This window comes from Klebsiella sp. (assembly GCF_027492335.1).
Taxonomy (GTDB): Bacteria; Pseudomonadota; Gammaproteobacteria; order Enterobacterales; family Enterobacteriaceae; genus Klebsiella; species Klebsiella huaxiensis.
Map to the genome: position 1 here is coordinate 1 of NZ_JAPUEW010000003.1, position 15,136 is coordinate 15,136.

At 53.8% G+C, this 15,136-nt stretch carries 9 protein-coding genes and 2 pseudogenes; 9 read left to right on the plus strand and 2 right to left on the minus strand.

Annotated features, from left to right (window positions below):
- Nucleotides 1-8 precede the first annotated feature (8 nt).
- A complete protein-coding gene (locus tag QVF11_RS00075) occupies nt 9-2,981 on the plus strand; it encodes a Tn3 family transposase (protein WP_064363300.1) in 2,973 nt (990 codons plus the stop codon).
- Nucleotides 2,982-3,014: 33 nt separating this feature from the next.
- On the opposite strand, the pseudogene QVF11_RS28670 reads toward QVF11_RS00075, so the two are convergent.
- Nucleotides 3,015-3,104, minus strand: a pseudogene (locus QVF11_RS28670) (LysR family transcriptional regulator); the annotation flags it as partial.
- A 23-nt stretch (nt 3,105-3,127) separates the two neighbouring features.
- A complete protein-coding gene (locus QVF11_RS00080) occupies nt 3,128-3,586 on the minus strand; it encodes a winged helix-turn-helix transcriptional regulator (protein WP_040190671.1) in 459 nt (152 codons plus the stop codon).
- A 61-nt stretch (nt 3,587-3,647) separates the two neighbouring features.
- Here QVF11_RS00080 and QVF11_RS00085 point away from each other — a divergent pair, with 61 nt between their 5' ends.
- The 8 genes and pseudogenes from QVF11_RS00085 (at nt 3,648) to QVF11_RS00120 (ending at nt 15,073) form a co-directional block, all read left to right on the plus strand.
- Nucleotides 3,648-3,884 (plus strand): tautomerase family protein, encoded by a 237-nt coding sequence (locus tag QVF11_RS00085; RefSeq protein ID WP_032695943.1) that lies wholly within the window; start codon nt 3,648-3,650, stop codon nt 3,882-3,884.
- A gap of 235 nt (nt 3,885-4,119) precedes the next feature.
- Nucleotides 4,120-4,422 (plus strand): annotated as a pseudogene (gene tnpA / locus QVF11_RS28675) (IS200/IS605 family transposase); the annotation flags it as partial.
- A gap of 592 nt (nt 4,423-5,014) precedes the next feature.
- Nucleotides 5,015-7,207, plus strand: a complete 2,193-nt coding sequence (glgB, locus tag QVF11_RS00095) for a 1,4-alpha-glucan branching enzyme (protein ID WP_032743941.1) — start codon at nt 5,015-5,017, stop codon at nt 7,205-7,207.
- A gap of 129 nt (nt 7,208-7,336) precedes the next feature.
- On the plus strand, nt 7,337-8,620 hold the full coding sequence (gene glgC, locus QVF11_RS00100) for a glucose-1-phosphate adenylyltransferase (protein ID WP_050074631.1): 1,284 nt from the start codon (nt 7,337-7,339) through the stop codon (nt 8,618-8,620).
- 89 nt (nt 8,621-8,709) lie between these two features.
- The gene (gene glgA / locus QVF11_RS00105; protein ID WP_004197677.1) at nt 8,710-10,143 is read left to right on the plus strand and encodes a glycogen synthase GlgA; all 1,434 of its coding nucleotides are present in this window, start codon (nt 8,710-8,712) and stop codon (nt 10,141-10,143) included.
- 18 nt (nt 10,144-10,161) lie between these two features.
- On the plus strand, nt 10,162-12,609 hold the full coding sequence (glgP, locus tag QVF11_RS00110) for a glycogen phosphorylase (protein ID WP_032690516.1): 2,448 nt from the start codon (nt 10,162-10,164) through the stop codon (nt 12,607-12,609).
- A gap of 104 nt (nt 12,610-12,713) precedes the next feature.
- A complete protein-coding gene (gene pgm / locus QVF11_RS00115; RefSeq protein WP_032743938.1) occupies nt 12,714-14,357 on the plus strand; it encodes a phosphoglucomutase (alpha-D-glucose-1,6-bisphosphate-dependent) in 1,644 nt (547 codons plus the stop codon).
- Between the two features lie 146 nt (nt 14,358-14,503).
- Nucleotides 14,504-15,073 carry a helix-turn-helix domain-containing protein gene (locus QVF11_RS00120; protein WP_032743937.1) on the plus strand — a complete coding sequence of 190 codons (570 nt, stop codon included), beginning with the start codon at nt 14,504-14,506 and terminating at the stop codon, nt 15,071-15,073.
- The last annotated feature ends 63 nt before the right edge of the window (nt 15,074-15,136 follow it).

Consider the following 15,136-nt stretch of genomic DNA (forward strand, 5'->3'; position numbering starts at 1 on the left):
TAAGGCCTTTGAATAAGACAAAAGGCTGCCTCATCGCTAACTTTGCAACAGTGCCCTATTTTCATCTTGATGAGCGAGATCTTGCCTTCATTAACCAGCGACGGGGAAGGCATAACCGGCTGGGAATTGCGCTTCAGCTCACCACCGCCCGTTTTCTGGGCACCTTTCTGACAGATTTAACCCGGGTTCTGCCGGGTGTTCAGCAATTTGTCGCGGTGCAGCTTAATATCCGCCGTCCGGAAGTCCTTTCCCGCTACGCAGAACGGGATACCACCCTCAGAGAGCATACTGCGCTGATTAAGGAATATTACGGTTACCATGAATTTGGCGATTTCCCCTGGTCTTTCCGCCTGAAGCGCCTGCTATACACCCGTGCATGGCTCAGTAATGAGCGACCCGGCCTGATGTTTGATTTTGCCACCGCCTGGTTGCTTCAGAATAAGGTCCTGCTGCCCGGAGCAACCACACTTGTACGTCTCGTCAGTGAAATACGTGAACGGGCAAATCAGCAACTTTGGAAGAAACTGGCCGCGTTGCCGGACAGCTGGCAGACCGCCCGCGTGACTGAGCTGCTGGACATTCCTGAGGGGCAGCGAATTTCACCGCTGGAGCAACTGAAAAAGGGACCTGTCACCGTCAGCGGTCCGGCATTTACCGAAGCGCTGGAGCGGTATATCCGGCTGCGAAACCTGGAGTTTTCCCGACTGAGTTTTACCGGTCTGCCCGCTATACAACTACGTAATCTGGCCCGTTACGCAGGCATGGCGTCGGTAAAATATATCGCGCGAATGCCACAGCAGAGAAAGCTGGCCGTACTCACCGCATTCGTTAAAGCACAGGAGACTGCGGCGCTGGATGAAGCCGTTGATGTGCTCGATATGCTTATACTGGATATCACTCGTGCGGCGAAGAAAACGGGGCAGAAAAAACGGCTCAGGACGCTGAAAGATCTTGACCGTGCTGCGCTACTGCTGGCGCAGGCATGTTCATTGTTGCTAGCTGAGCAGGCTGACGATGCTGAACTGAGGGAGACCATATTCAGCAGCATACCGAAAAGTAGGCTGGCAGAATCCGTCAGCAAGGTAAATGAGCTGGCCCGGCCTCAGAACAACAATTTCCATGACGAAATGGTGGAACAGTACGGGCGGGTAAAGCGTTTTCTTCCGGCGGTATTGCGCGACCTGCATTTCCAGGCAGCGCCAGCCGGAGAACATACGCTGTCCGCCATTCATTATCTGACCGAACTGAACGGCTCGAAAAAGCGCATCCTGGACGATGCGCCTGAACATATTATTACCGGCCCCTGGAAACGCCTGGTATACGATGCGGAGGGCCGGATACAGCGTGCCGGTTACTCGCTTTGTCTGCTGGAGCGCCTTCAGGATGCACTACGCCGACGGGACATCTGGCTCGAAAACAGCGATCGCTGGGGAAATCCCCGCGAGAAGCTGTTGCAGGGGGAAGAATGGCAGGTTCAGCGGGTCCCCATCTGTCGGGCGCTGGGATATCCCACTGATGGACATAAAGGCGTGCAACAGCTGGCGGTCCAACTGGATAAAACCTGGAAAGCCGTCGCATCTCGCTTTGAAGGAAATGCGGAGGTTAATATCTGCCATGACGGTAAATATCCTTCCCTGACTATCAGCAGCCTGGAGAAACTGGAGGAGCCACCATCGTTGCATCGTCTCAACAGTCGGGTAAGGCAGCTACTCCCGCCGGTAGATTTGACGGAACTGTTGCTTGAGATAGATGCCAGAACGGGCTTTACACGTGAGTTTACGCATGTCAGTGAATCCGGGGCCCGGGCGCAGGATCTGCACATCAGCCTGTGCGCGGTCCTGATGGCTGAGGCTTGCAATATCGGGCTGGAACCGCTGATAAAGCACAATATACCGGCGCTGACGCGCCACCGGCTCAGTTGGGTGAAACAGAATTACCTCCGGGCAGAAACGCTGGTCAGCGCCAATGTCCGCCTGGTTGATTTTCAGTCCACACTGGAGCTTGCTGGCCGCTGGGGTGGCGGCGAAGTGGCTTCAGCTGACGGCATGCGCTTTGTCACGCCGGTGAAAACCGTCAATTCAGGACCTAACAGAAAATATTTTGGTTCCGGACGTGGCATCACCTGGTACAACTTCGTCTCTGATCAGTATTCTGGATTCCACGGCATCGTTGTTCCCGGCACATTACGTGATTCCATTTTTGTGCTGGAAGGCCTTCTGGAGCAGCAGACAGGGCTGAATCCGGTTGAGATCATGACAGACACAGCCGGTACCAGCGACATTATTTTTGGCCTCTTCTGGCTGCTGGGATACCAGTTTTCTCCTCGGCTTGCCGATGCCGGTGAAGCAGTATTCTGGCGGGTGGATAAATCGGCAAATTACGGTGCACTAGACGAACTGGCTCGTGGTTGTGCCGATCTGTCGAAAGCCGAGTATCAGTGGGATGAGATGATGCGAGCCGCCGGTTCGCTGAAACTGGGTACCATTCATGCTTCAGAACTCATTCGCTCTTTGCTGAAAAGCTCGCGCCCATCAGGGTTGGCACAGGCGATCATGGAAGTGGGGCGCGTCAACAAGACGCTGTACCTTCTAAATTATATTGATGATGAAGATTATCGTCGGCGGATCCTGACGCAGCTAAACCGGGGAGAAGGCCGCCATGCTGTGGCGAGGGCGATCTGCTACGGGCAGCGCGGTGAGATCAGAAAGCGCTATCGTGAAGGTCAGGAAGATCAACTGGGTGCACTGGGCCTCGTCACTAACGCAGTGGTACTGTGGAACACACTTTATATGCAGGAAGCCCTGAGCTGGATGCGCAGGAATGGAGAAGAAACCGGGGGTGAAGATATCGTCCGGTTATCCCCACTGATGCACGGGCATATCAATATGCTGGGGCATTATACGTTCACGCTACCGGAGGATATTTTGAAGGGGGAACTGAGAGAATTAAATTTTAATTTAAACAATGAATTACCTTCTTAGCGTACGTTTTCGTTCCATTGGCCCTCAAACCCCGTGTATAGCGGGTGTCACAGGCACTACGCAGAGGTTGCGCAACGTTTCCGGCAGGGCGGATTCAGGTACAAGGGCGACGCCCATCTCTTCCTAAAAAAGGTTCTTAGTGGCAATTAACGTCTAAAAGGAACTATCTGGATATTTTTAGCATCAACAACTGCCCCCGTTGCTGAGATAAAAGCGCTGTATACTAATTCCCCTTTCTCCTTATCAACTAAAGAAATATGCGGCTCATCGTGCAATAGGTTTTTATGCCCCCATTCCATTATGGAAAAAAGGATCGGCGCCAAACTGCGGCTTTTTGGCGTGAGTACATACTCATAGCGCTCACGTGAGCCTTCTTCTTGATAGGGGATTTTGCAAAGTAAATCGAGCTCAGTCATTTTTTTTAATCGGTTTGCCAATGTCTGCTTCGTCATTTTTGTATGAGAACGCATCGTTTCAAAGCGAGTAACCCCGTAAAAAACCTCCCTTAGGATCAACAACACCCATTGATCTCCAAGTAGTTCCGCCGCCGCTGCTAGCCCGCAAAGCTCAGGTGACAAGTAGGGTAATGAATTATCTTTTGACATGTGTTCTTTTGCCTTCTACCATAAGTATGATTTTTAGACCCAGATATTTAAGGAGAATAATATGCCTTTCGTAAATGTGCAAACCATTAAAGGAATTATGAGTTCGGAACAAAAAAATGAGCTGTTACGTCGTATGACTGACCTCATTGTTGAAATTGAGGGGAAAGGTGATCCGGAGTTTCGGCGTTCGGTATGGATCCGGATTGATGAGCATGAGCCTGAGCAGTGGAGTCTGGGAGGAATGCAACCCACATCTCAAATGATTGCTGCAAAATTTGCACCGCCACAGCAGTCCTGACTCACATGTCGTCGTTTTTACTAAAATCACCACTGCGACATTCAATATAAAGATTTAAATTGCGATCAATTCGCGGACTATATCCATGTCCGCTCCTTTTTTACTTTCTTTCGGTTAACGGTTTCAGCTATTAATCAAACCAACAGGCCAAATGCATAAAAAAACAAAGCGCATAATCCCAGTGCAAAAAAAACGCCATACTGCTCCCTGATTCTTTACATTCCCGACCGCGCGGTTTGTTACCCAATATCGACGGAATATATTTAATCTGGATGCCATCGAAAAGCTATGCAAATACTTTGCCAGTGTGGGCGCTGATTTTGATGTTGAGCTGGTTGAAATGGACGACGAGCGAGATCACGCGCATCTGCTGATTAACTCCTCCCAAAGCGGCTATCAGCAAGCTAACAGCTTGAAAGGGGGTTAGCCGTCGCAAGATCAAATGACACGACCCGAATGGCATAAACCCGTGTGGAAATCAGACGCGCTCTGGCCACCGCCTTACTGCGTTGGAAGTGATGAGCAAATAATAAATTGAAGAGCCAAATCGCCTTCACTGGCGTCCTGTCGGAGGCTCCGCTTTGCATCCCGTGCTTAAAAGGAAGGGGCTTTCCGCGAACTGCCTGAGTACTGAGTATACTGAGAGGCCGTCAAAAAAATCCGAAAAAATTCTAGCATAGAGTTCTTGCCGTTTCCAGAGTATCCGCACGCCCCATCAACCAGTTATAAATGCTATTGAATGCGTGGTTAAAAGGTTTTTTATTCTACTCAGATGGCCTGTTTTCATTTTTTTGTATGAGATTCGAGTGGTGTTGCCATTAAGGGTGCTGCCCCTCTGATAATAACTTAAAAATAAGTTTTTCAATTCATAAAGAAATGAGTACTTACTCACAGAAAGAAAATCAGGAGTAATTATTCTGGAGTCAGATAATACAAAAAGCGTACGGCGCATTTAATTCACTTTTCAGGAGGTTAATCGCTCTATATTTGTGGACGACCGACATGTCTTAAGGCTCTGGAATAACGTGTTGATATTTCGATGCGCAGCATTGCAGCGGAATATTACCGGATCAATAAAGCAGAAAGAGGCGTTTTAATTCTTTCCGCAGGATGATAGTAGGGTGACTGACATGTCTGATTATAATGAAAAAAGTGCGATTTCAGCACTGCTCGCAGGTCATTGTTCCGATCCATTCTCTGTGCTTGGCATGCACTCAACCGCTGCTGGTCTGGAAGTGCGCGCATTATTACCCGATGCCACCGAGGTATGGGTGATTGAGCCGAAAACCGGGCGTAAAGCTGGCAAGCTCGAATGCCTCGATTCACGCGGATTCTTTAGCGGCGTTCTGCCGCGGCGAAAAAATGCTTTTCGTTACCAGCTGGCGGTCACCTGGCACGGCCAGCAAAACCTGATTGACGACCCTTATCGCTTTGGCCCGCTGCTGCAGGAGCTTGATGCCTGGCTGCTCGCCGAAGGAACCCATCTACGGCCCTACGAAACCCTGGGCGCCCATGCCGACATCATGGACGGGGTGACCGGGACGCGCTTTTCCGTCTGGGCGCCGAACGCCCGTCGGGTGTCGGTGGTCGGTCAGTTCAACTACTGGGATGGCCGTCGCCACCCGATGCGCCTGCGCAAAGAGTCTGGCATCTGGGAGCTGTTTGTTCCCGGCGCGCACAACGGCCAGCTGTATAAGTTCGAGCTGATTGACGCCCACGGGCACCTGCGGGTGAAATCCGACCCTTATGCTTTTGAAGCGCAGATGCGCCCGGAAACCGCCTCGCTGATCTGCGGCCTGCCGGAGAAAGTTGAGCAACCGCCGGCCCGTAAGCAGGCCAACCAGTTTGATGCACCGATTTCGATTTATGAAGTCCACCTCGGCTCCTGGCGTCGTCATACCGATAACCATTTCTGGCTGAGCTACCGCGAACTGGCCGATCGGCTGGTGCCCTACGTGAAGTGGATGGGCTTCACCCATCTCGAGCTGCTGCCGGTTAACGAACATCCGTTCGACGGCAGCTGGGGCTATCAGCCCACCGGGCTGTACGCGCCGACCCGTCGCTTTGGTACCCGGGAAGATTTCCGCTACTTCCTCCACGCCGCGCACGCCGCGGGCCTGAACGTGATCCTCGACTGGGTGCCGGGCCACTTCCCGGCCGATGACTTCGCCCTGGCGTTGTTTGACGGCACCGCGCTGTATGAACACAGCGACCCGCGCGAAGGCTATCACCAGGACTGGAACACGCTGATCTATAACTACGGCCGCCGTGAAGTCAGTAACTTCCTGGTGGGTAACGCGCTGTACTGGATCGAGCGCTTCGGCATCGATGCGCTGCGGGTGGATGCGGTGGCGTCGATGATCTACCGCGACTACAGCCGCAAGCAGGGTGAGTGGGTGCCCAACGAGTACGGCGGCCGGGAAAATCTCGAAGCGATCGAGTTCCTGCGCAATACCAACCGGGTGCTGGGCGAGCAGACGCCGGGGGCAGTGACGATGGCGGAGGAGTCCACCGATTTTGCCGGTGTCTCGCGCCCTGCGTCGACGGGCGGCCTCGGCTTCTGGTTCAAATGGAACCTCGGCTGGATGCACGACACCCTCGACTATATGCAACTCGACCCGGTCCATCGTCGGCATCATCACGACAAGATGACCTTCGGGATACTCTACAACTACACCGAAAACTTCGTCCTGCCGCTGTCGCATGATGAAGTGGTCCACGGTAAAAAATCGCTTCTTGACCGCATGCCCGGCGATGCCTGGCAGAAGTTCGCCAACCTGCGCGCCTACTACGGCTGGATGTTCGCCTTCCCGGGGAAAAAACTGCTGTTTATGGGCAATGAATTCGCCCAGGGACGGGAGTGGAACCACGACGCCAGCCTCGACTGGCATCTGCTGGAAGGGGACGACAACTGGCATCACGGGGTGCAGCGTCTGGTGCGCGATCTGAACCATACCTATCGTCATCATAAGGCGCTGCACGAACTGGATTTTGACCCGTACGGCTTTGAGTGGCTGGTTGTCGATGATCACGAACGGTCGGTATTTATCTTTGTCCGTCGCGATAAAGCCGGGAACGAGATAATCGTTGCCAGCAACTTCACGCCGGTGCCGCGTCACGGCTATCGCTTCGGGGTTAATCAGCCGGGGCGCTGGCGTGAAGAGCTGAACACCGACTCGATGCACTACCACGGGAGCAATACCGGCAACGGCGGCGGCGTGGCAAGCGAGGCGATCGCCAGCCACGGTCGGGAGCATTCGCTGTCGGTGACGCTGCCGCCGCTGGCGACAATCTGGCTGGTGCGGGAGTCTGCTGGTCAATAAAACACGCAGTCGATCTATTGCAGTTTACTTATTACCGGAGGTGATCACTTCTGAATTCATTTGCAGAAGAGTGAGGCTTTTTCTTCATTATTTTCTTTTATGGCTTTTATTAAATAGCAGGACATAATTATGAGTAAAATTGAATATACTGACAACGTAATGCTGTCGCGCCAGTTACCGCTTAAATCCGTGGCCCTGATCCTCGCCGGCGGGCGCGGAACCCGATTAAAAGACCTGACCACTATTCGCGCAAAACCTGCGGTGCATTTTGGCGGTAAATTCAGAATTATTGATTTTGCCTTATCAAATTGTATTAACTCAGGAATAAGACGTATTGGGGTTATTACACAATATCAGTCGCATTCACTGGTGCAGCATATTCAACGCGGTTGGGCATTCTTTAACGAAGAAATGAATGAGTTCGTGGATTTATTACCGGCACAGCAGCGGGTGCATGGGGAGAACTGGTATCGGGGGACGGCGGATGCTGTGACCCAGAACCTGGATATTATCCGCCGCTATGATGCGGAATATGTCGTTATTCTGGCCGGGGACCATATCTATAAACAAGATTATTCGCGGATGCTGCTTGATCACGTTGAAAAAGGGGCGCGCTGCACCGTGGCCTGCATGCCGGTCCCGGTTGAAGAGGCAAACGCGTTTGGCGTCATGGCCGTGGATGAGAATGAAAAAATCATTGAATTTGTTGAAAAACCGGCTAATCCACCCACCATGCCTGGCGATGAAACCCGCTCGCTTGCCAGTATGGGCATTTATGTGTTTGATGCGGAATATCTCTACCAGCTGCTGGCAGAAGACGATCGGGATGAAGGCTCCAGCCATGATTTTGGCAAAGATATTATTCCCAAAATAACGGCGGCAGGTGAAGCGTATGCGCATCCGTTCCCGCGCTCCTGCGTACAGTCCGATAATAATGCCGAGCCATACTGGCGCGATGTCGGGACACTGGAGGCGTACTGGAAAGCGAATCTGGATTTAGCCTCTGTGGTACCTGAACTGGATGTTTATGATCGTAACTGGCCTATCCGGACTTATGTCGAGTCGCTACCCAGCGCTAAATTTGTTCAGGACCGTTCCGGCAGTCATGGCATGACCATGAATTCTCTGGTATCCGGCGGCTGTATTATTTCCGGCTCGGTGGTGGTGCAGTCGGTTTTATTCTCCAAAGTTCGCATTAACTCGTTTTGTAATATTGATTCGTCGGTTTTATTACCGGGCGTCTGGGTCGGTCGCTCCTGCCGGATAAGACGCTGCGTGATCGACAGGGGATGTGTTATTCCGGAGGGAATGGTGATTGGCGAAAATGCCGTTGAGGATGCGCAGCGTTTTTATCGTTCGGAAGAGGGGATCATCCTCGTTACCCAGGAAATGCTGAACCGACTTGAACTATGAAGCCGTTGGCGGAAATAAAAGCTGCCGCAGCTGTGATTGCCGTCATTGGCATCGCGTCGCCTTCATGCCTGAATAATTAAGGAGCATCCATGCGAGTTTTACATGTAGGAGCGGAGATGTTCCCTCTGTTGAAAACGGGGGGGCTGGCTGATGTGACCGGTGCTCTCCCGGCGGCGCAAATAGCCGAGGGCGTGGATACCCGCGTGCTGCTGCCGGGGTTTCCCGCGATCCGCGACGGAGTAGGGGAACCGCAGGTGGTGGCCAGCAGGGAGACCTTCGCCGGGCCGATGACGCTGTTGTTTGGCGACTTTAACGGCGTGGGCATCTATCTGATTGATGCCCCGCATCTCTATGACCGACCGGGTAATCCTTATCATGACCCGCAGATGCAGGATTATCCCGATAACGTCCTGCGTTTCGCGCTGTTGAGTTGGGTCGCGGCTGAGCTTGCTGGCGGTCTGGATCCGTTCTGGCGGCCTGAAATCGTCCACGCCCATGACTGGCATGCGGGCCTCACGCCGGCTTATCTGGCCGCCCGCGGCAACCCCGCCAGGTCAGTGTTTACGGTGCACAACATTGCCTATCAGGGCTTGTTCCTCGCCCGGCATATGGCGGAGATCGCTTTACCGTGGTCATTCTTCCAGATGCATGGGGTGGAGTTTAAAGGACAGATCTCCTTCCTTAAGGCGGGCCTCTATTTCGCTGACCATATCACCACCGTCAGCCCGACGTATGCCCGTGAAATTACCGAACCGCAGTACGCGTTCGGTCTGGAAGAGTTGCTGCGGCAACGTCAGCGGGAAGGGCGACTGTCGGGGATCCTTAACGGCGTCGACGAAAGCATCTGGGATCCGCGCCGCGATCCGCTGCTGGCTGCGCCTTACGACCGGAACTCGCTGGCTGAGAAAGCGAAGAACAAGCAGCAGCTGCAGACGACGCTGGGGCTGAAGGAGGACGGCCGGGCGCTGTTGTTCACCGTCGTGAGCCGGCTCACCAGCCAGAAGGGGCTGGATCTGCTCCTTGGCGCACTGCCGGGAATCATTGCGCAGGGAGGGCAGCTGGCGCTACTGGGATCCGGCGACCCGGATTTGCAGGCCCGTTTTCTTGCCGCTGCGGCGCAATACTCCGGGCAGGTGAGTATCCGGATCGGTTACGACGAGGCGCTGTCGCATCAGATGATTGGCGGCGCCGACGTCATCCTGGTGCCCAGCCGTTTTGAACCCTGCGGTCTGACCCAGCTCTATGGCCTTCGCTACGGCACATTGCCGCTGGTTCGTCGCACCGGCGGACTGGCGGATACCGTCGCCGACTGTTCGCTCGAAAACCTTGCTGACGGGATCGCGAGCGGATTTGTGTTTACCGACAGCGAGACTGAATCACTATTACATGCCATCCACCGGGCCTTTGTCCTGTGGTCCCGTCCATCGCTGTGGCGGTACGTGCAACGTCAGGCAATGAGCATGGATTTTAGCTGGCAAATTGCCGCTAAGTCTTTCCACCAGTTGTATCAGCGTATTATTTAATTGCTACGGATAAGAAAAATGGAACCACGCTTAAGTTATATTTCACCCAGTCTGAATGAAGAAGCGCTACAGCATGCTATCGCTTATAAGCTCATGTTTATTCTTGGTAAAGATCCCTCACTTGCCAATAAACATGAATGGCTCAACGCCACGCTGTTCGCCGTTCGCGATCGGCTGGTAGAACGTTGGCTGCGGGCGCATCGGGCGCGGATCTCGCAGCAGGCCCGGCAGGTTTATTATCTGTCGATGGAGTTTCTCATCGGCCGAACCCTCTCTAATGCCTTACTGTCGCTGGGCATCTATGAGGATGTGAAAACGGCTCTGGCAGGGATGGGGCTGGATCTGGAAGAGCTGATTGATGAGGAGAACGATCCGGGGCTGGGCAACGGCGGTCTCGGTCGTCTGGCGGCCTGTTTTCTCGATTCCCTGGCCACACTGGGGCTGCCAGGCCGCGGCTATGGTATCCGCTACGACTACGGTATGTTCAAGCAAAACATCATCGACGGCCGGCAGATGGAGTCACCGGACTACTGGCTGGAGTACGGTAACCCGTGGGAATTCGAGCGCCATAAAACCCGCTATACCGTGCGCTTTGGCGGACGTGTTCAACATGAGGGCAAAAACTCACGCTGGCTGGAAACCGAAGAAATTATTGCCGTGGCCTACGATCAGATTATCCCGGGTTATGACACCGATGCCACCAACACCCTGCGTTTGTGGAGTGCCCAGGCCAGCAGTGAAATTAATCTCGGTAAATTTAACCAGGGGGACTATTTCGCCGCCGTGGAGGATAAGAACCACTCTGAGAACGTTTCCCGCGTGCTTTACCCGGACGACTCGACCTATTCCGGGCGTGAACTGCGCCTGCGTCAGGAGTATTTCCTTGTTTCGGCGACGGTACAGGACATCCTCACCCGTCATTACCAGCTGTATCAAACCTATGACAACCTGGCGGATAAAATTGCTATCCACCTCAATGACACCCATCCGGTGCTGTCGATCCCGGAGCTGATGCGTCTGCTGATTGACGAACACCGCTTCAGCTGGGATGACGCGTTTGAGGTGACCTGTCGGGTCTTCTCCTACACCAACCATACCCTGATGAGCGAAGCGCTGGAGACCTGGCCTGTCGATATGCTGGGGAAAATCCTGCCGCGCCATTTGCAGATTATCTTCGAGATTAATGACTATTTTCTGAAAACGATGCAGGAGCACTATCCCGATGATATGGCGTTGCTGAGCCGGACCTCGATTATTGATGAGTCCAATGGTCGCCGCGTGCGGATGGCCTGGCTGGCGGTAGTGGTCAGTCACAAGGTTAACGGCGTGTCGGAACTGCACTCCCGGCTGATGGTGGAGTCGCTATTTGCCGATTTCGCCAAAATCTTTCCGCGACGCTTCACCAACGTCACCAACGGTGTCACGCCGCGCCGCTGGCTGGCGGCCGCTAATCCGTCCCTTTCCGGGGTTCTGGACCGTTATATTGGCCAGACCTGGCGCACAGATTTAAGTCAGCTGAGTGAACTGGGGGAATATCAGGATTATCCGCTGGTTAACCAGGCCGTCAGCGAAGCCAAACTGGCGAATAAACAGCGGCTGGCCGATTATATTGCCCGCCAGCTGGGGGTGGTGGTTAATCCGAAGGCGCTGTTTGATGTGCAAATTAAGCGCATTCACGAATACAAACGCCAGCTGATGAATGTGCTGCACGTGATCACCCGCTATAACCGTATCAAGGCTGACCCGCAGGCCGACTGGGTGCCGCGAGTGGTGATTTTCGCCGGCAAAGCCGCATCCGCTTACCACACGGCAAAACAGATAATCCATCTGATTAACGATGTAGCCAAAGTCATCAACAGCGATCCGCAGATCGGCGACAAGTTAAAGGTGGTGTTCATTCCCAACTACAGCGTCAGTCTGGCGCAGACCATCATTCCGGCCGCGGATCTTTCTGAGCAGATTTCGCTGGCAGGGACCGAAGCCTCCGGGACCAGTAACATGAAATTCGCCCTCAACGGCGCGCTGACCATTGGCACGCTGGACGGCGCCAACGTTGAAATGCTGGAGCACGTGGGGGAGGAGAATATCTTTATCTTCGGTAATACCGCCGAACAGGTTGAGGCGCTGCGCAGCAACGGCTACCAGCCGCATGATTACTACGACCATGATGAAGAGTTGCGCCAGGCGCTGACCCAGATGGGGACCGGGGTGTTCAGCCCACAGGAGCCGGACCGCTATCGCGGTCTGCTGGATTCGCTGATTAACTTTGGCGACCACTATCAGGTTCTGGCCGATTACCGCAGCTATGTTGACTGTCAGGACAGGGTGGATGCGCTCTACCGAACCCCGGAAGAGTGGACTGCCAAAACAATGCACAACATTACCAACATGGGCTATTTCTCATCGGACCGTACGGTGCGGGAGTATGCGCAAAAGATCTGGTATATCGACAAAACGCAGCTCTAGGCCACATTCACGCCCCCGGGAGCGCCGGGGGAAAGGGGGCGCCATCGGTGAGCGACCCAGCAGGAACACATTAATAAGCCTGACGGATATGACAGGAGAGAAAAATGACGGACAGTAAACGCGCAGGGGAGCCTGCGCAACAAAGTGATTTGATTAACGTCGCTCAGCTGACCGCGCAGTACTACGTACTGAAGCCGGAAGCGGGCAACGCGGAGCATGCGGTGAAGTTTGGCACCTCTGGCCATCGTGGCAGCGCAGGGCGCCATAACTTCAATGAGCAGCATATTCTGGCGATCGCTCAGGCGATTGCGGAAGACCGCGCGAAGAACGGGATTACCGGTCCCTGCTACGTAGGTAAAGATACCCACGCGCTCTCCGAACCGGCCTTTATTTCGGTTCTTGAAGTGCTGGCAGCCAACGGCGTTGATGTTATCGTGCAGGAAAACAACGGTTTTACCCCGACGCCGGCCATTTCCAATGCCATCCTGGTGCACAACAAAAAAGGCGGTCCGCTGGCGGACGGCATCGTGATTACGCCGTCGCATAACCCGCCGGAAGATGGCGGTATCAAGTACAACCCGCCGAACGGCGGCCCGGCGGATACCAACGTCACCAAAGTGGTCGAGAATCGCGCTAACGAACTGCTGGCCTCGGGTCTGCAGGGCGTCAGGCGCCTCTCCCTCGACGCGGCACTGGCATCCGGTCATGTCAAAGAGCAGGATCTGGTGCAGCCGTTTATTGAAGGACTGGCGGATATCGTCGACATGGCGGCGATTCAGAAAGCCGGCCTCAGGCTCGGGGTCGATCCGCTGGGCGGGTCCGGTATCGAATACTGGAAGCGTATCGCCGGGCACTACAAGCTCGATCTGACCATCGTCAACGATCACGTCGATCAAACCTTCCGCTTTATGCACCTTGATAAAGACGGCGCCATTCGCATGGACTGCTCTTCGGAGTGCGCGATGGCAGGGCTGCTGGCGCTGCGCGATAAGTTCGATCTGGCGTTCGCTAACGATCCGGATTATGACCGTCACGGCATCGTCACGCCGGCAGGTCTGATGAACCCGAACCACTATCTGGCGGTGGCGATTAACTACCTGTTCCGGCATCGTCCGCAGTGGGGCCAGGATGTCGCCGTCGGTAAGACGCTGGTCTCCTCGGCGATGATCGATCGCGTGGTGAACGACCTCGGCCGTAAGCTGGTGGAAGTGCCGGTGGGCTTTAAATGGTTTGTTGACGGTCTGTTCGACGGCAGCTTCGGCTTCGGCGGCGAAGAGAGCGCGGGCGCCTCGTTCCTGCGTTTTGACGGAACCCCGTGGTCGACCGACAAAGACGGGATCATCATGTGCCTGCTGGCGGCAGAAATCACCGCCGTCACCGGTAAAAACCCGCAGGAGCACTACGACGAGCTGGCCGCCCGCTTCGGCGCGCCAAGCTATAACCGTCTGCAGGCTTCGGCCACTTCCGCACAGAAAGCGGCGCTGTCGAAGCTGTCGCCGGAAATGGTCAGCGCCAGCCAGCTGGCCGGCGACCCGATCACCGCACGTCTGACCGCCGCGCCGGGCAACGGCGCATCGATTGGTGGTCTGAAAGTGATGACCGACAACGGCTGGTTCGCCGCACGTCCGTCAGGTACGGAAGACGCTTACAAGATCTACTGCGAGAGCTTCCTCGGTGAAGCACATCGTAAGCAGATCGAGAAAGAAGCGGTGGAAATCGTAAATAGCGTGCTAGCAGCGCACCATTAGAGCAACTGACGTACTCCGGGGAGCCGGGGTACGTCACAGTTAACCGGCGATGAAATTCACTTCTACGCCGACACCAGTCCAGGCGTCACTTTGTCAGAACGTAAGGAACGGTACGATTCGCAAAAGGTTATTGCTGCGGGGACTCTATGAATATCTATGTTGTTACCAATAATAATTTCATGCTTGAAGGTCTGAAATGTATGTTTAGCGACAACAGCCTCTCCGTCAACAGGGTTTTATTTTCCCGGATCACCGAAATTGCTTTCAGCAACAGCGATGTGGTGATTGTGGAGTCAGAGCTGAAAACCTGCGATGCCGGGCGTCTCAAACACCTGCACATTTCACCAGTCAATATCATCTTTTTATTAAAACCGCGGTCAGGAATGAGGGGGGCAGATCGCGAAGCGGTATTCATTGATACCGAATTAACAGGTAATGAATATCTCATGATAAGGCAGGTTTTTAAAAAAATGCGGATTCATCTGAAGAGGGAAAAGTTGGCGTTTACCAAAAGAGAAGCGCATATCATCCATCTGATTTTAAATGGCTACTCGCTGGTGGAAATTTCCCGCCGCCTGCTAATCTCCATAAAAACGGTTCAGTCTTATGTCAATATTATTTTGCATAAACTGAATGCCACAAAAATAAGTGAAATATACCGTTGTAAAAGCCTCATCATTGACAGCTTTGTCAGGAAAAATTTGCATCTTCAATGAGATATGGATTTTTCCTGATACACTATCCATCGATAAACGACAAAGAAAAAGGCAATGTCAGCG